Below are 17,499 nucleotides of genomic sequence, written 5' to 3'. Positions count from 1 at the left end.
CCCACCAACCCCCACCTCATGTACACCCCGAATTGCACCCCAAATCACCCTGTCAGACATCAGCGAAAGGAATGCGATGACGACATCACGGAGGGCGGCGGCGCGTTCGTCCGCCACGGCCTGGGCGTTCACCGCACCCTATGCGCTGCTGCTGTTGGCCTTCGGTGTGGCGCCGGCGGTCTACGCCATCTACGAATCTTTCACCTCCGCAAAGAACCCCGGATCCCTGGGCCTGGACAGCTATGCGATGGTGCTCCACGACTTCCGGTTCTGGCCTGCCATCGGAAATGTCGCCTTGTTCATGGTGATCTGGATCCCGGTCATGGTCTGCGGGACGATCCTGCTGGCGTTGCTGCTGCACGAACGGGTAGGCCGGCTCAGCAGCACGATGCGGCTGATCTTTTTCCTGCCCGGTGCGGTCACCGGATCCGCAGCCGTCCTTCTCTGGTATTTTATGCTCGATCCGCAGGTGAGCCCGTTCGCGCCCGCATTGCATGCGATGGGCCTACATAACTCCATCGACGTGTTCACCAGTTCTCACCTGGCACCGATCTTCGCGCTTGTTGCGTTCATCACCGGCGTGGGGCAGTGGATTGTCGTCATGTTCGGGGCGCTGCAGGGCATCCCTGAGGAACTGATCGAGTCGGCCAAGCTCGATGGCGCCGGCCCGTTCGGCACAGCGCTGCTGATCAAGCTTCCGCTGATCCGCAAGTATGTCATCTACATGATGATCCTGGCCTTCGCCGCTGCCCTGCAGATTTTTGTGGAGCCGTCGCTGTTCTACTCCATCACCCAGAGCGGATCGGCATGGTGGTCGTTGAACCAGCTCGGCTTCGCTTTCGCGTTCGGCCAGGGTGATTTCGCCCAGGCCGCGACCGTGTCGGTGATACTGCTGGTGCTTTCCGCGGCGGCCGCACTGTTCCTGGTGTTTCGAACTGACTTCTTCAAGACCGAGGTGGAATCATGAGTTCCCACAGCCTTGCCACACGGACCGAAAAGACGGAGCCCGCGCCGGCAAGGACGCGAAGGACCCGGAACCGGGGATGGAAACCGCGGCTGGCGCCCCTGAGCATACTGCGGCTGCTGATCCTGTTCGGCTTCGGCATCTTCTGCCTCGTCCCGCTGATCTGGCTTCTTCTTACGCCGACAAAAACCGACGCCGCGATCCTGGGGGACTTCCCGCTCTCCTTCGGAACCTTTGACCGGCTCGCGGCGGCCTGGCAGCACCTCACCGCCTACAGCGGCGGGATCCTGTTCAAATGGATGCTAAACTCCGTCTACTATTCGGCCGGGTCGCTGGTCATCACGATCGTGACGGGGCTGCTGGCCGGCTATGCGATGGCGACCATGCGCTTCCCCGGCCGCAAGACCATCCTGACGCTCACCCTTTTGTCGATGGTGATGCCGGCGACCGTGACCGTGTTGCCGCTCTTTTTGGAGATCAACGCCGTGGGGCTGACAAACACCGCGGCCTCGGTGATCCTGCCGGCATCGTTCTTCCCGTTCGGGGTGTATCTGGCCTTTGTGTACTTCTCCACCTCCGTGCCCAAGGAACTGCTCGAGGCCGCCCGGCTGGACGGTTGCTCCGAGTTCCGGGCCTTCATTTCCGTGGTGTTGCCGATCGCGAAACCCCTCATCGGGCTGCTCGCGTTCTTCAGCTTCGTAGCCAACTGGAACAACTACTTCCTGCCATATGTGATGCTCTCTGACCAGGACGCGTACAACCTGCCGGTGGGGCTCGGCGCACTCATGGCCGGCTCGCCGGCCCTGCATCCGGAACGTGGCGGCAGTTTCCTGCCGATCACCCGCCCCGAGGTGGCCCTCGCCGGTCTCATCGTGGTCATTCCGATCGCCCTGCTGTTCCTGATCTTCCAGCGTTACCTGGTCCGCGGGATCCTCTCCGGCTCAGTGAAGAGCTAACCAACGAAATGGAGTCTGCCTTGCTTATCACCGCTGTACACGTGGTCCGCGTCGATTTCCCGGCCCACACCCCTCCCTTCAAGTGGCGTGCCGGCCTGCCCGGCTCCGAACCGGCCGGGAGCGGCGCCTGGCTCGTCCTAGAAACCGACACCGGAATCACCGGTCTGAGCTTCGCCCCGCGGGGCGCCCTCCTTGAGGACTTCGTCGATCGGCGGCTGCGCGCGGAGCTCGTCGGCAAGGACGCGATGGCCCGGGAGTTCCTGTGGCACCGGCTCTGGGAGCTGGACCGGATGGAACGCTTCCCGGTCTGGGTATTCGGCATCGTGGATGTTGCCCTGTGGGATCTGGCGGGCAAGCAGACCGGCCTGCCGGTCTACAAGCTGCTGGGCGGGTACCGGGAGTCGATCCCGGCCTACGCGAGCACCGTCACCTTCGGCAGTACCGAGGAGTACCTCGACGTCGCCGACCAGTGCCTGGAGCTTGGCTATTCGGCGATCAAGCTGCATGCCTGGGGCGACGCACGGGCCGATGCCCGCCTGTGCGAGGCGCTGCGCGAGCACGTCGGTGACGAGGTGCCGCTGATGTATGACGGTTCGGCCGGGTTTGACCTGCTCGACGCCACCTACCTGGGCCACGCCCTGGCCGACAGCGGCTATCTCTGGTATGAGGAACCGATGCCGGAGTTCAACATCACCGCCTACAAACGGCTCGCCGAACGCGTCCGGGTGCCCCTGATCGTCGGTGAAGTAGCCGAGGGCGCGCACATGAACACCGCTGACTTCATCGCCAGCGGCTGTGCCTCGGCCGTGCGCACCAGCACCGGGCTCCGGGGCGGATTCACCGGGGCGATGCGGATCGCGCACCTGGCCGATTCCTTCCTGCTCCGGGCGGAAGTCCACGGTGGCGGCCTGGCCGCGGAGCACCTGTGCATGGCCATCTCCAACACCACCTATTACGAGTCATTGGTCGACTCCAACCCGGTCCGCCGCGAAGCTGTGGTCGACGCGTCCGGGAACGTGAGCGCCCCCACCGCACCGGGGGTCGGCTTCGAGGCTCGATGGACCGAGAGCCCCATCCCTTCGGGCTTGCTCACGCTGGCCGACTGACCCGGACCCGGACCTTAAGGAAGGCAGCATGCCCTCCACCACGACAACGAAATCACAGGTTGACCGTGACAGTTATTGACGCCCACCACCACCTGTGGGACCCGGGTATGCGGGACTACCCGTGGATGAGCGACGAACACGCCGCCATCCGCCGGCCGTTCGACACCGAGGACATGCGGCAGGCGATCGCGGGCACCCCGGTGGAGGCCACGGTTCTCGTGCAGGCGCTCGGCAGCGATGAGGAGACCGACTGGCTCCTGGAACTCGGCGGCGCGGACGGGCTGATAGCCGGCGTGGTTGGCTGGGCCGACCTGACCAGCGACCGGATCGCGGAAAGGCTGCACGCCCTCACGGCCCGCACACCCCTCCTCAAAGGGATCCGCCACCTTCTTCATGACGAGCCTGACCCGGACTGGCTTCTCCGGGTGGATGTTTCGGCCGGACTGCATGCGGTGCGGGACGCAGGGCTAGCCTATGATCTGCTGATCCACAGCCCGGACCTACCCGTGGCGGAACAGCTTGCCAGAACCGTTCCAGGCCTCACCCTCATCGTCGACCACGCGGCCAAGCCGGCCATCGCGGCCGGTGAATGGGGCCCGTGGCGTACCGGCCTGCGCCGGCTGGCGCGCCACGAACAGGTCTACTGCAAAATCTCAGGCCTCGTCACCGAAGCCTCCTGGACCGGATGGCGGGAGGCGGACATCGAACGCTACATTCACGCTGTGCTGGAGGAATTCGGCGCCGACCGGTGCATGTTCGGTTCCGACTGGCCGGTATCCCTGCTCGCGGCCAGCTACGCAGAGGTGTTCGACCTGGTCGACACTGCCACAGCCGCCCTCTCCGCGGACGAGCGCCAGGCCATTTTCGGCGGCACAGCCGCCGCCGCCTACAACTTGACACTGTGAAGGAACACCCATGAAACTGATGCGAATCGGCCCCAAGGGCCAGGAGCGGCCGGCCGTGCTGGTCGAGGGCCGGGTCCTGGACGTGGCCTCCCACGTGGTGGACTTCGACCGGACGTTCTTTGAAGAGGACGGGCTGGGGCTCCTGCGCGAAATGATCGCTGCCGGGCAGCTCGCTGAACTCGACGTGAGGGGCCGGCGGATCGGCGCACCCGTCGCGCGGCCGGGACAGATCTTCTGCATCGGCATCAACTACGCCGACCATGCCAGCGAATCCTCCCTCACCATCCCGCCCGAACCGCTGGTCTTTGGCAAGTCAGCACACACCGTTGTCGGGCCCAACGACGATGTGCACCTGCCGCGGGGCAGCACGAAGACCGACTGGGAAGTGGAAATCGGGGTCATCATCGGCCGCCGGGCCCGGTATCTGGGGAGCCCGGAGGACGCATTGGACTGCATTGCCGGGTTGGCCATCTCCCATGATGTGTCCGAGCGCGAGTGGCAGCTCGAACGCCACGGGCAGTGGATCAAGGGCAAGTCGTTCGAGACGTTCAACCCGCTGGGACCCTGGCTCGTGACCCTGGACGAAATCGCCGACCTTGGCGCACTGACCCTCGAACTGGACGTCAACGGCGAAGCACGCCAGCGCGGCTCCTCCAAGGACATGGTCTTCGACATCCCCTACCTCATCTACTACCTCAGCCAATTCACCGTGTTGGAGCCCGGGGACCTCATCAACACCGGCACCCCCGCCGGGGTCGGACTCGGCATGGCACCCCCGCAATACCTCAAGGCGAACGACGTCGTCGATCTTCGCATCGGCGGCCTCGGAGCGCAGCGCCAAAGCATCGTCCCCGCACCGTGATCCCTCAGGAGAAGAACGTGACCACCTGGCAAGGCAAGAATGTGCTCGTGACCGGGGCCGCCAGCGGCATCGGGCTGGAGGTTTCGACGCGCCTGAGCGGGCTCGGCGCCAAAGTCATCCGCCTGGACCGCACCGCCCCCGACAACGCAGAGGACACCTTCGTCACCGTCGACGTCACCGACGGCCCCGCAACACGGGACGCCATCACCGGCGCACTCGCCCCACTGGACCGGCTGGACGCGCTGATCAACTGCGCCGGGATCGGGGCTGTCGGCGGGATCGGGGACAACGACGACGACGAGTGGAAACACGTGTTGGACGTCAACGTCATCGGAACCGTGCGAGTGAGCCGGGCGGCACTGCCAGCGCTGACGAAATCGCCGTCGGCCGCGATCGTGAACGTCAGCTCGATCGCGGCCTGGGCCGGCCTGCCCCAACGTGCCCTGTACAGTGCGAGCAAGGGCGCCGTGCAGGCCCTCACCCTGGCCAGCGCCGCGGACCTTGTCGGCCGGGTGCGGGTGAACTGTGTCTGCCCCGGAACCGTCGACACCCCCTGGGTGGGTCGTCTGCTCGACCGGTCCGCCGATGCGCAAGAAGAGCGCCGTCGTTTGGAAGCGCGGCAGCCGATGGGGCGTCTGGCGACGGCGGGGGAGGTCGCCGCGACGATCATCTGGCTCGCCTCCGAGGAGGCCTCATTCATTACGGGAACTGCGCTGGCGGTCGATGGCGGCATGGCCGGTTTGCGCCTGCCGCCGCGCAACTAAAGGAGAACAGGACCATGGAAACCATCGCACTCCATACCCGCCTCAAGCAGGGGCGGATCGAGGAATACGAGGCCGTCCACGCCGTCATACCACCGGAGCTTGACGCGGCCCTGCGCCGTGCCGGGGTGAAGAGCTGGCGCATCTGGCGCGACGGGCACGACCTCTTCCACTGTGTGGAGGTCCAGGACTGTGCGGCCATGGCGGCCTCCCTCGCCACCGAGCCGGCCGACGAGATCTGGCAGGGCCGGATCTCCCTGCTGCTCGAAGCCCGGAAAGGCGGCATCGGCTCGGACGCCCAATCAGACAACGGGATGTCCCAGGTGTGGGAACTTCCCGCACAACCGCCGTCACAATCGGCTGGATGATTCCAATGCGATGGCCAGGGATGGATGGAACCGGGCCGCTGGCGCTGCCACCCACGCCGGGCCCCGGGCCTCGGCGACCCCGCCCCATTTTGCGAACCAACAATTGAAAGGTAGCCCATGCCCCGCTTCGACCTCGGACTTCCCGAACTCCAGCAATATCGGCCAACCATCGCCGAGCCCGACGACTTTGACGATTTCTGGCGCAATACGCTTGCTGACGCACGGCGCTTTCCCGCCGAACCCGAGCTCACCCGGATTGCCTCCCCGCTCAGCCAGGTCGAAGTTTACGACGTTGTCTTTAACGGTTTCGCGGGTCAGCCTGTGCGTGCATGGCTCCTTCTTCCCGCCGCCCGGACGGGGCGGTTGGCCGCCGTCGTCGAATTCGCAGGCTATGGCGGAGGCAGGGGCCTGCCCCACGACCGGCTCGCCTGGGTCAGCGCGGGCTACGCCCACTTCATCATGGACACCCGAGGCCAGGGAAGCGCGTGGGGCTCCGGGGACACGCCGGACCCCCACGGCACGGGGCCCTCAGCACCCGGGTTCATGACGCGCGGCATCGAACGACCCCAGGACTACTACTACCGGCGCGTATACACCGATGCCGTGCGTGCCATCGACGCCACCCGCACTCTCGACCGTGTGGACCCCGACCGTGTCGCGGTCTGCGGAGGCAGCCAGGGCGGGGGCATTGCCTTGGCCGCAGCCGGACTTGCCGAGGGCCTCATTGCTGTGATGCCCGATGTGCCGTTCCTCTCCCACTTCGAACGGGCCGTCGGAATGACAGGCGAAGGCCCTTATCCGGAGATCGTCCAGTACCTCGCGGTGCACCGCGACCTCGTGGAGCAGACCTTCAACACCCTTTCCTACGTCGACGGGGTGAACTTCGCCAAGCGGTCCACGGCGCCGGCACTCTTCTCGGTTGCCCTGCTTGACCCGGTCTGTCCGCCATCGACGGTGTTCGCCGCCCACAACCACTACGCGGCGGCGTCATCGATCGAGGTCTACCCCTTCAACCAGCACGAGGGCGGAGGGGCGCACCACTGGGTGCGACAGGCAGAGTGGCTGCAACGACAACTTGATTCGTGACCGCGCCGCGAACCTGTTACCGGATTCAGGCCGTGGCGCATCGGCCTGGCCGCGATCGAGAGTGCGGGTTTGGAATCCACCCTGCCGCCGCGTGAACCTCCCGTTTCGGATGCTCACCGGATGACCTCCCGCGGCAGAGACGGACCCGACCCGTCGATCCCCAGACTCTTGACCGGCTGGGACCATGAAGAACAGTAGAGAATGAAGGTTGCCTGATGAAACACTTCCCCAGTCCGGGCAAGGCTGCACCGGTTGCGCAAAGCAATGCACGGTCCCTCGGACGCGGAGGGCTCCGCGTGGGGCCCTATGCGTTCGGAGTGGCGCCGCTGGCCAATCTCGGGCGACAGGTCAGCGAAGCCGACGCTTACGCTGCAGTCGACGCGGCCTGGCAGGCCGGCATCAGATACTTCGATGTCGCCCCGCACTACGGACTTGGACTCGGAGAACAGCGCATCGGTGCGGCCCTGGCCCAACACCCGCGCGGGGAGTACATTCTCTCCACGAAGGTCGGTCGCCTCCTGGTTGACAACCCGGAGGGAATGCAGCCGGACACGGAAGGATTCGACGTCGTGTCGCCGCTGAAGCGAAAGCTGGACTACAGCCGTGACGGGGTGCTCCGCAGCGTCGAGGAGAGCCTGTCCAGGCTGGGCCTGGACTACATCGACATTGCGTTCGTCCACGACCCGGACGACCATTACCGCGAGGCCCTCGATGGCGCGTTCCCCGCCCTCGAGGAGCTCCGCTCACAGGGCCTGATCCGCTCCTACGGTGCCGGCATGAACCAGTCCCGGATGCTTACCGATTTTGTGCTCAACACCGACTTGGACGTCATCATGTGTGCGGGTCGATACACGCTGCTCGAACAGGGCCCACTTGATGACCTCCTGCCCGCCGCAACCAGTCGCGGCGTGTCAATCGTCGCGGCCGCCGTATTCAACTCCGGCATCCTGGCCCGGGACCGCCCGTCACCGCAGGCTACCTACAACTACGAACCAGCACCCAAAGATATCCTGGCGCGGGTCAACGCGATCGCAGACGTTTGTGAGAGGCACTCCGTGCCGCTGCCGGCAGCAGCGATCCAGTACCCCCTTCTTCACCCGACAGTGGCGACCGTCTGCGTCGGGGCTCGGTCCGCTGAACAGGTCACCCGCAACGTCGCGCTCTTCGACGTGCAGATCCCCGGCGCACTCTGGCAAGAACTAGCCGCCAAAGGCCTCATCCGCCCCGATGCAACCCACGCCGCAATGACAGGCATGGCAGGGTCGTGACAGCTCTGATCAATCACAGCCACAGCCACAGCCACGCCGCTGCCTCCCCGCCCGCGCACCGAGCCCACGGCGCAACGCCCGGGGAGATCCCTCGGCCCCGTCCCGCTGTAAAGGGGGCGCGGGTAGCGGGTCCATCTGCCGTCCTCGACCCGACCAGCAACACCGTCAGCGGGGGCAGCCACCATGTGGCACCCATCCTGACACCATCGAGGGAGAACCGTCCTCGCTCAACGGCCGCCATTTTCGGCGGAGACCGCTGTCTCGACCCGGTACCGTCCCCATGAGGGGCCCGACCGAGGCCGGCCATTGGGCGGGTGATGCAAGGACCGAGATCGTTGGGCCAGGTCTGCGTGCAACGATGGTGCCTGCACGTGGGGGAAAGATCGTTTCGCTTCTTGACCGCGGTGGACGTGAATGGCTGGCCCAGCCGGCGACTCCGGTCCCCGTTCCCTCCCGGCCGGGAGCACGGTTTACCGAGGCAGAGATGGCGGGCTGGGACGAATGCGCCCCCTCGATCAACCAATGCACGGTCGGCGGGGTCGCGGTCCCTGACCATGGTGAATTGTGGACGGAGGAGTTTAACGTCGCCGGAGCGACCGCCACCGCCAGGGGGAGATCGTTCGACTACCACTTCGAGCGCTGCATCGAGCCAACCGCGGCCGGTCTCCGCCTGTCCTATCGCGCGGAGGCGCTTCGTGATCGTGTGCCATTTTTGTGGGCCGCGCATCCCCAATTCGTCGCACCGGCCGGATCGTACGTCAGACTCCCGGATGAGGTACAGACAATGGTCGACGTCATGGCGCCCCAGCCCCGATCCCTGCCGTGGCGCCACGAACTCGCAACCATCGACACCGTCGAAAATGGCGGAAGCCGCAAACTTTACATCGACCCCGACAGCCCCGTTTTTGACTCCGCCCTTGTCCGCCCCGGCGGCGCGGAGCTGAGGCTGAGCTGGTCGCACGAGTGCCCCTATTTCGGAATATGGTTTGACCGCTGCGCCTACAGCCGCGAACCGGTCATCGCCCTGGAACCATCGACGGGCTACTTTGACTCGCTCGAAACCGCTGTCAACGCCCGCCGGGTTGCCGTTCTCGAACCCGGACACCCGCTGGAATGGTGGATCGATCTGGAGGCAACCGTGGCAGAAGATGATGCCCGCGACTCCTAGGCTGCCCAGAACCACCCATCACCGCGCGACACGACCCCCTGGAATTGACCAATTGATATCTGGCCGACAATTCCACGTTTTCCGCGCAAGAGCGACCCCCGACCGAGTCGCCTTTTGAACTGCTCCCCGGATGGCGGAGAACCCGGACTGAAATGCCGGGGAGCCCCCACCCGTTTCGATTGATCCAGGTTGGAGTCGGCAATCATCACCCATGGCGGGACGATGTGCGCGTTGGACCCACCCGCGTCATCGCACAGTAGGTCATAACACTGTGGGCCACAACAAAGCCGTCGGGCCCTGCATCGGTCAAGAGCAGAGCCGAAGTGCCCGGTCAAGGGCCACGCTTGCGTGGGTGTGCGCGCCGGGTGCGGATCCCCGGCGCGCCATGCGGCCCCCACCAGTGTTTTGTCCAGATATTCAACGGTTTTGTCCTGCCGGCCGGACGGCGCCGGACTGTAACGTAAGTCACGGATTCACGTTGACGAAGTGGTCCGCCCCAGGCCGCAAGGCAACGACGAGACCATGAGCCAGGCAGGGGCCCGTGACCGAAAGGATCGCACACGGGATGCACCGTCCCCGGGGTGGCCGCGGCCCCAAACCATGTGATTCCACCATGATCGTGCTGATGTTTCAGCGGATTTATGGGTTGAAGAACACCGAACGTCCGCCACGCTTTCGGCTAAACGAGGAAAGGACACTCCATGCCCCTCACCGAGGATTTTGATGTTCCCTCACTCCAGACCCGCCAACCTCCTACCGACACCACCTGGAATCTGCTGACGGGACTGAACGTGGAGATTGAGTTCCATGGCGTGGTCGCGGACGCGGGCATTGTCGACGACGTCACCTTTGATGGGCTGGTTCTCTGGCTCAAACAGAACGGCGTGACCCTGCGCCGCATCGTAGAGAAAGTTCCCGGAGTGAGGGTCCACGTCCTGTAGATCCCAGGCCGCAACGGGCTCTGGCTGGACCCTCGGTGGCAGTCCAGTCCATCCGGCCCTTCGTGGAAGGACTAATTTCTGCGCGGGAAGCGCGTTGATGCGGACCGGTTCAACCGGGTCTTCGCCTCCTCGGGCCCATGCCAGGTTGTGGCCGGCGGCGGGCATTGAGAGTCCCCGGGTCGGTCTCTTAATGCGGGTGTCTGGTTGCGCCCGTTGGATCTGTTGGACGGCGGCCTGATCCGTGTCCATTGGGGTGGTTTGCGGGCCGGTGGATCAGGGAGGCCTGCCCGTTTTTGACGGCGTTCTTGTGCGCTCCGGCGGCGTGGAGCAGAGGCTGGGCCGGTCGCACGGGTGCGCCTATTTCGGACTATGGATTGACCACCGCGCCTACCGCCGCGAACCGCTCATCCACTGGGAACCATCGACGGGCTGCTTTGGCTTGCCCGAAACCACTGTCAAGGCACGCCGGGTTACCTTTCTTGAGCCCCGACACGCGCTGGCATCGGCGTCTAGGGAGCGGCGGGCCGCATCGGCAACTGTTCCGAGCGTGGCCGAGCGGCCGGTGGCGATGCGTCCCCGCCGGCCGGCCGTGGACTCCGCGACGGCGCGGCCAATGTCAGGGTGGCAATCATCGGTTTGTCCAGATATTCAATCGTTTTGTCCTCATAACCAGAAACGCTGAACTGTAACGTGACTCACACTGCTAGGCGGGGTGGAGAAGCGATCTTCCGCAGGCCGCCAGGCAAACGCGACGCCCTAAGTCAAGCAGCAGGGCTGCGAACATTCGTCGCCGGCAGCTTCGCTGTCCACCGAGTAAGGAGTATCCAATGATCCGCACTCCCTTGTCCAGATCCGCCACGCGGCGGTCCGTTCCCGCCGCAGCGATACTAGCGGCGTTCCTTGCAACCCTCGGCGCCGGACTGGCGGCCCCCACGCCCGCGCACGCCGCCATCCAAACCCAGCTTTACGTTTCGCCCACCGGTACGGGGACCTGTGTGCAGTCCAGCCCGTGTTCCGTGGACCAGGCCCAGGCCGCGGTTCGAGCCTTGGCCCGGCCATGGACCGGGGACGTCGTGGTGAACTTGGCCGGGGGCACCTACACACGTACCACGCCGCTGACGTTCGGACCGGCAGACTCGGGCCAGGATGGCTTCAAGGTCAGGTGGCAGCAGGCCGACGCGGGGGCACCCCCCGTCTTTAGCGGTGCACAGACCGTGACCGGGTGGACCCCTGTCGGCACCACCGGCATCTACAAGGCCCCAGTTCCCACAGGGATCACCGACACGCGACAGATCTATGTCAACGGCCAACGCGCCACGCGGGCCCGGAGTGCGTTCAATCCGGCAGGTTTTACACTAACGTCTACGGGTTACACCACAACACCCGCGGCCTCGCTGGCGGCTTACAAGAACCCGGGATCAATCGAATTTGTCTACAACGTGGCATGGACGAACTCGCGCTGCTCGGTCGGCTCTGTTTCCGGAAACACGGTCACTATGGCGAACCCGTGCTGGTTCCACACACACGACAACGGATTTCTGCAGAACAACACCATCTCCTATGTTGAGAATGCCTATGAGCTGCTTACTGATCCCGGCCAGTGGTATTTGGACAAGACCGGAAACGTCGCCGGCGACAGCACCCCGGCACTGTACTACAAGCCCAAAGTTGGCGAAACCCTGACCGGGGCCGGGGCCGCGGTCGTGACCGTGCCCGGGGTTCAGAAGCTGCTCAGCGTCGCCGGAACCGGAACGGCTGCCCGGGTCCACGACCTGCAGTTCGTTGGCATCACGTTCGCGGATGCGACATGGCTGCAGCCGAACTCCGATACCAGCACGAGCCCCAGCACCAGTATCGGTTTCGCCGAGACGCAGGCGAACTTCATCTCCGTCGATGCCACTATTCCGCTCAAAGCCACCCTGGGCGACAAGTTCGCTCGCACCCCCGGCGCGGTGGATATCGCGTACGCCAATGACGTGCTCTTCCAGGGCAATACGCTGGCCCGGCTCGGCGGTGCCGGGCTGGACGTGGAGAAAAGCTCCTACAACATCACCGTTCTTGGCAACAGTATCTCGGACGTGTCCGGCAGCGGCGTGCAGATCGGTGACATCACCCCGCAGGACCAACGGCCCGCGAACACCGCTGACAGGATGCACGACATCACCGTGCAGGACAACTACATCCATGACGTGGCCGTCGAGTTCCAGGGCGGCGTCGGCCTCTTTGCCGGCTTCGTGGACACCCTCAAGGTGCTCCATAACGAGATTGCCAACGTCCCCTACAGTGGCATGTCAATCGGCTGGGGCTGGGGCTGGGCCGATCAGGGAGGCACCGGCGACGGAGGCACACCCGGCGACCCGGGCACGCCCGGCGGGGAGACGAAGGGAAGCACCACCTATACCACCCCGACGATCGCCGCCAATAACCAGATCGACGGCAACTACGTCCACCACTTCATGGCGGCAGGGTCCGACGGCGGCGCGGTCTACATGCAAGGGTCACAGCCCAATTCAACCGAGAAGAACAACTACTACGCCAACTCACCCGACGGAGGCTCGGCCCGGGGCATCTACCTCGACAATGGCACCCAGCACTACACCGTGAGCTCCAATGTCGTGGATCGAGTGAACAGCTGGCTGCTGGTCAATGAGGGGCCCCCCTCGGCAAAAAACAACAGCATAAGCGGCAACTGGAGCAACACCACCAGCAGGTCGTGCTGCTCGTCCATCAACACCTACGGCACCAATACCGACACGGTCGTCGGGCAGGCATGGCCTGCAGGCGCGCTGGCCGTGATCAACGCGGCGGGCCTGGAGACAAATGCGGCGGACAGTTTCGGCACCGTCCACAACTGGGCCGGCAGCCTGCACCCCACGACGTCGACAACCAACCTGGCCAGCGGAGCCACAGCGACGGGCAGCAGCGAATATAGCAGCGCTTACTCGGCGGCGAACGCGATCGACGGTTCCACCCTGTCCCGCTGGGCCGCGGCAAGCGGAGCAACCAACGCAACACTGATCTTGGCCTTCCCCTCCGCGACCGACGTGAACCGGGTGGTCTGGCAGGAAGGGAAAGTCTGGGGCTCCCGGATCCACAACTACACGATTGATTACTGGGACGGCGCCGCCTGGCAGACTGCCACGACCGGGGCTTACCCTGGAGTCAGCCAGGTCGACACCTTCGCCAGTGTCAACACCACCAAGCTCCGGCTTAACATCACCAGCGGTGCGGGTACCTTCATGGTTTCCGAGTTTGAGGCATATCACGACAGCACCGGCGCCGCCAATCCGTGGACGACGGGCGGCGGAACCGCCGCCGATGGGCCCGCCGCGGTGGCGAGCAAGGCGGCGGGCACGTCGGATGCGTTCTTCCGTGACCAGAGCGGGGCGTTGGAGCAGACGACCTGGAATGGTTCGTCCTGGTCGGCGTCCACCAACCTCGGCGGACCGACGGGCGGCACGTTCACCGGTGTCCCGGCGGTCGCCTCATCCGGTGCGGGGCTGTTGGATGTGTTCGTCCGCGGCACCGACAACAAGCTCTACCACCGCGCCTACTCCGGCGGTGCGTGGGAGACAGGATGGGACAACCTCGGCGGGACCCTCACCGATAGTCCGGCGGCGGCCAGCAAGGCCGCCGGCACCGTGGATGTCTTCGTGAACGACTCAACCGGGATCGAGCAGACAACCTGGAACGGCACGACCGCGTCGGCATTCACCAATCTCGGCAGCTCTTTCACCGGTGCGCCGGCGGTGACCTCGTGGGGTTCCGGCCGTCTGGACCTCTTCATCCGGAGCACCAGCAACCAGCTCCTCCACAAGTACTACTCCGGCGGAGCATGGGGCATATCGTGGGAGGACCTCGGCGGGAACCTTAGCGACAGCCCGGCCGCAACCAGTAAGGCCTCCGGCACCCTGGACGTGTTCATCCGCGATACGAACGGCGCGTTGGAGCAGTTGAGCTGGACCGGCACGGCCTGGTCCTCATACACCACCCTCGGCGCACCGGCCGGCAGCACTTTCACCGGTGCACCGGCCGCGGTCTCGTCGGCTTCGGGGGCCCTGGACGTGTTCGTCCGTGGCACTGACAAAAACCTGTACCGGCGCTCCTACGCCAACAGCACATGGGGAACAACGTGGGCCATCTCCGCCGCGTGGTCATCCTTCTTGGCCGATGCTCCCGCGGTGGCGAGCAAGGCGGCGGGCACGTCGGATGCGTTCTTCCGTGACCAGAGCGGGGCGTTGGAGCAGACGACCTGGAATGGTTCGTCCTGGTCGGCGTCCACCAACCTCGGCGGACCGACGGGCGGCACGTTCACCGGTGTCCCGGCGGTCGCCTCATCCGGTGCGGGGCTGTTGGATGTGTTCGTCCGCGGCACCGACAACAAGCTCTACCACCGCGCCTACTCCGGCGGTGCGTGGGAGACAGGATGGGACAACCTCGGCGGGACCCTCACCGATAGTCCGGCGGCGGCCAGCAAGGCCGCCGGCACCGTGGATGTCTTCGTGAACGACTCAACCGGGATCGAGCAGACAACCTGGAACGGCACGACCGCGTCGGCATTCACCAATCTCGGCAGCTCTTTCACCGGTGCGCCGGCGGTGACCTCGTGGGGTTCCGGCCGTCTGGACCTCTTCATCCGGAGCACCAGCAACCAGCTCCTCCACAAGTACTACTCCGGCGGAGCATGGGGCATATCGTGGGAGGACCTCGGCGGGAACCTTAGCGACAGCCCGGCCGCAACCAGTAAGGCCTCCGGCACCCTGGACGTGTTCATCCGCGATACGAACGGCGCGTTGGAGCAGTTGAGCTGGACCGGCACGGCCTGGTCCTCATACACCACCCTCGCCGCACCACCAGCCGGAACGACCTTCACCGGCGCACCGGCCGCGGTCGCTGCCACGTCTTCGACCGTGAATGTTCTCGTTCGAGGAACCGACAACCGTCTCTGGTTCGCAACGACGGGCAGCTAACCCGCGGATGTGGAGTCCTGCCGGCCCAAGGGCCTTCCCGGTCCAGCAGGGCTCCACAGAAGCGGAAGGGCTGGCTTCCTAATCGGGAATCTCATCAAACGATCCTTTATCCGGACATCGACCCCAGCTCGCCTCGATCCCGCCGTTTCTTGTGATTCGCAGCGATAAGTGGCGGAATTTTCGCAGCGCTAAATGGCACCCCTGGTGCCCGTTAGCCGATGGCGAGTTCAATCGGTTGCAACACCCCTTTTATTGTGAGGTGTTGGGCATGTTGTCGAAGAAGGAACGGATCGATAAGGAGGCCCGGTTCTGGATGCTGATGGCCCGGAGCTCGACGCCGGCCGCGGCGGGTCCGTTGGTGGGTGCCGTTGGAGGCCGGTCTCTGCGCGTCTAGGGGACGGGGATGCTGACCGTCGGTTCTTCCCGAAGGGTGGAGAGGTAGGCTTCGAACGCCTGCTCGACCCTTTCCACTGGAAGTCCCTCCATGACGGCTTGCATTGCCAGGCCGTCGGTAAGGCCAACCAGGACGTCGGCTTCGGCCGCGATGTCGATGTCGGGGCGGACGCTGCCGTCCGTTACGCCCTCGCGGAGCACCGCGCACCACCTCTCTCGTGCCCGCGCATAGTAGGCCTGGTACATTTCCAGCAGTGCCGGGTCTGCCCCGAGCCTGCCCACGAATCCGAGCCAGGCGCTGACGTCATTGCGCCGTTCATCGTCCATCGGAAGGATCGCGTAGGCCATTTCGCGTACAGCATCTATTGCCGGGCTGGTGTTCGCAATTCCTTCCAGCCGGGTGTCGGTGCGCTCAAAGGTCTGTGACATTGCGAGCCGGACAAGCTCGCTCTTGTTCGCGAAGTAGTGCTGAATGGTTCCCGCGGACAGCCCCGAGCCGCGGGCGACGCTAAGCATTGTCACGGCATCGAGTCCTTGCTCGCCGACCATTCGCCACACGACCTCCGCAACCCGGGCCCGTCGCTTCTGATGATCGACGATCTTTGGCACCTGCACCTCACAATGTTGGGAACTGAACGGCGGCCGGACGGCAGCATCTTGCGCCGCGGGCCGGTCACCATGTTGATTTGAGGATAGATGAGTCCCGTGAGGCATTGACAAGGCGCGCCGTCTGGTCGATTATTTATTTCATACGAATGAAATAAAAAGGAATGGAAGACAGTGCCAGACACGATTCAACTTGCACGGCCCGTGCGCTCCGGATTTATCAGCGGACTCCCCAAGGCCGAGATTCACTGCCATCTGGCGGGAACGCTCCGCATCGAAACCCTGCGCGAGCTTGCCGCGAAGAACGGGGTATTCCTGGTGAACGGTGGCGACTCATATGATCCCCGGTACCAGCCCCACGCCGTAGCGTCGCTGCAGCTTCTTGACACGGTTGTCTCCACGATCAAGGACCGCGACGACTTCGCCCGCGTTGCCTACGAGGCGCAGATCGATGCGTTCACCAACGCAAACATCAGGTACCGGGAGCTCTTCTTCAACCCGACCCAGCATGGAGCTTTCTGGGCAACCCCGTATTCCGCGATGGTCGATGGGCTCATCGATGGCCTTCGCCAGGCAGAGAAGGAGGTCGGCATCGGTGGCCGGCTCATCCCCTCGATCAATAGGGAGCAGTCACCTGCCGTGGCTACGCAGCTCGTCCAGGCCGTGATCGACAATCCGAGAGATGAAGTCGTCGGGATCGGAATGGATGCAAATGAGATGACCGGGCCCCCGGAAGCGTTCCAGGAAGCTTTCCGGCTCGCCGGCAAGCATGGGATCCGGCGTACGGCCCACGCAGGCGAGTGGGCGCTGCCGCGGAACGTAGGCACGACGCTTGACCTTCTGCATTGTGAACGCCTGGACCACGCGTACTTGTTGGCTTCGGACCGGGACCTCATGGCGCGGGTTGCCGGGTCCGGAATGCACATCGCGGCGTGCTGGTCCACAAGCCTCTATCACGGCTGGGAGAATTCGCCGGAAAACCCGATCGCCGCGATGAAGTCCGCCGGCATCAGTGTCTCCTTGAACACGGATGACCCGGCAGTGGATCAGACCAATCTCAATGATGAATACGCGATGTACGCGCACGCCGTCGGCGCCAGCGAAGCTGACCTTGAAGAACTCACACTCGATGTCCTTGACCACAT

General features: G+C 64.7%; 15 protein-coding genes. 14 read left to right on the top strand and 1 reads right to left on the bottom strand.

The features are described 5' to 3' along the window. The first annotated feature begins 76 nt into the window (after positions 1-76). The 13 genes from NFJ07_RS04145 to NFJ07_RS04085 all read left to right on the top strand — a co-directional run bounded on the left by NFJ07_RS04145 (position 77) and on the right by NFJ07_RS04085 (position 15,749). The gene (locus NFJ07_RS04145; RefSeq protein ID WP_269992705.1) at positions 77-967 is read left to right on the top strand and encodes a carbohydrate ABC transporter permease; all 891 of its coding nucleotides are present in this window, start codon (positions 77-79) and stop codon (positions 965-967) included. After that, complete coding sequence (locus NFJ07_RS04140; protein WP_269992704.1) at positions 964-1,920, top strand: carbohydrate ABC transporter permease; 957 nt, start codon at positions 964-966, stop codon at positions 1,918-1,920. Before NFJ07_RS04145 ends, NFJ07_RS04140 begins: the two co-directional genes overlap by 4 nt. 20 nt (positions 1,921-1,940) lie before the next feature. Beyond that, positions 1,941-3,026 carry an enolase C-terminal domain-like protein gene (locus NFJ07_RS04135; protein WP_269992702.1) on the top strand — a complete coding sequence of 362 codons (1,086 nt, stop codon included), beginning with the start codon at positions 1,941-1,943 and terminating at the stop codon, positions 3,024-3,026. Between the two features lie 65 nt (positions 3,027-3,091). After that, positions 3,092-3,931 carry an amidohydrolase family protein gene (locus NFJ07_RS04130; RefSeq protein WP_269992701.1) on the top strand — a complete coding sequence of 280 codons (840 nt, stop codon included), beginning with the start codon at positions 3,092-3,094 and terminating at the stop codon, positions 3,929-3,931. 10 nt (positions 3,932-3,941) lie between these two features. Beyond that, positions 3,942-4,793, top strand: coding sequence for a fumarylacetoacetate hydrolase family protein (locus NFJ07_RS04125; RefSeq protein WP_269992699.1), 852 nt, complete (start codon positions 3,942-3,944; stop codon positions 4,791-4,793). A gap of 17 nt (positions 4,794-4,810) precedes the next feature. Continuing rightward, positions 4,811-5,557, top strand: coding sequence for an SDR family NAD(P)-dependent oxidoreductase (locus NFJ07_RS04120; protein ID WP_269992698.1), 747 nt, complete (start codon positions 4,811-4,813; stop codon positions 5,555-5,557). A 14-nt stretch (positions 5,558-5,571) separates the two neighbouring features. Further along, positions 5,572-5,922 (top strand): L-rhamnose mutarotase, encoded by a 351-nt coding sequence (locus NFJ07_RS04115; RefSeq protein ID WP_269992697.1) that lies wholly within the window; start codon positions 5,572-5,574, stop codon positions 5,920-5,922. Between the two features lie 117 nt (positions 5,923-6,039). Continuing rightward, positions 6,040-7,008, top strand: coding sequence for an acetylxylan esterase (locus NFJ07_RS04110; protein WP_269992696.1), 969 nt, complete (start codon positions 6,040-6,042; stop codon positions 7,006-7,008). Positions 7,009-7,223: 215 nt separating this feature from the next. Next, on the top strand, positions 7,224-8,276 hold the full coding sequence (locus NFJ07_RS04105) for an aldo/keto reductase (protein WP_269992694.1): 1,053 nt from the start codon (positions 7,224-7,226) through the stop codon (positions 8,274-8,276). A gap of 358 nt (positions 8,277-8,634) precedes the next feature. Next, positions 8,635-9,444, top strand: coding sequence for a hypothetical protein (locus tag NFJ07_RS04100; protein ID WP_269992693.1), 810 nt, complete (start codon positions 8,635-8,637; stop codon positions 9,442-9,444). Positions 9,445-10,145: 701 nt separating this feature from the next. After that, a complete protein-coding gene (locus NFJ07_RS04095; RefSeq protein ID WP_269992692.1) occupies positions 10,146-10,385 on the top strand; it encodes a hypothetical protein in 240 nt (79 codons plus the stop codon). Between the two features lie 827 nt (positions 10,386-11,212). Continuing rightward, the gene (locus NFJ07_RS04090; RefSeq protein WP_269992691.1) at positions 11,213-15,355 is read left to right on the top strand and encodes a discoidin domain-containing protein; all 4,143 of its coding nucleotides are present in this window, start codon (positions 11,213-11,215) and stop codon (positions 15,353-15,355) included. Between the two features lie 268 nt (positions 15,356-15,623). Further along, a complete protein-coding gene (locus NFJ07_RS04085; RefSeq protein ID WP_269992689.1) occupies positions 15,624-15,749 on the top strand; it encodes a hypothetical protein in 126 nt (41 codons plus the stop codon). On the opposite strand, the gene NFJ07_RS04080 is transcribed toward NFJ07_RS04085, so the two are convergent. Next, positions 15,746-16,297 carry a TetR/AcrR family transcriptional regulator gene (locus tag NFJ07_RS04080; RefSeq protein WP_269993080.1) on the bottom strand — a complete coding sequence of 184 codons (552 nt, stop codon included), beginning with the start codon at positions 16,295-16,297 and terminating at the stop codon, positions 15,746-15,748. The two genes, NFJ07_RS04085 and NFJ07_RS04080, sit on opposite strands and share 4 nt — an antisense overlap. A gap of 231 nt (positions 16,298-16,528) precedes the next feature. On the opposite strand from NFJ07_RS04080, the gene add reads away from it, so the two are divergent. Next, the coding region (add, locus tag NFJ07_RS04075) for an adenosine deaminase (protein WP_269992688.1) at positions 16,529-17,499 on the top strand (971 nt) is incomplete at its 3' end.

Origin of the sequence: Arthrobacter sp. B2a2-09 (genome assembly GCF_027587375.1) — a bacterium.
In the GTDB taxonomy this organism is placed as follows: Bacteria; Actinomycetota; Actinomycetes; order Actinomycetales; family Micrococcaceae; genus Arthrobacter.
Note: the sequence above shows the minus strand (reverse complement) of the source record. Positions and strands in the feature narration are given on the sequence as shown.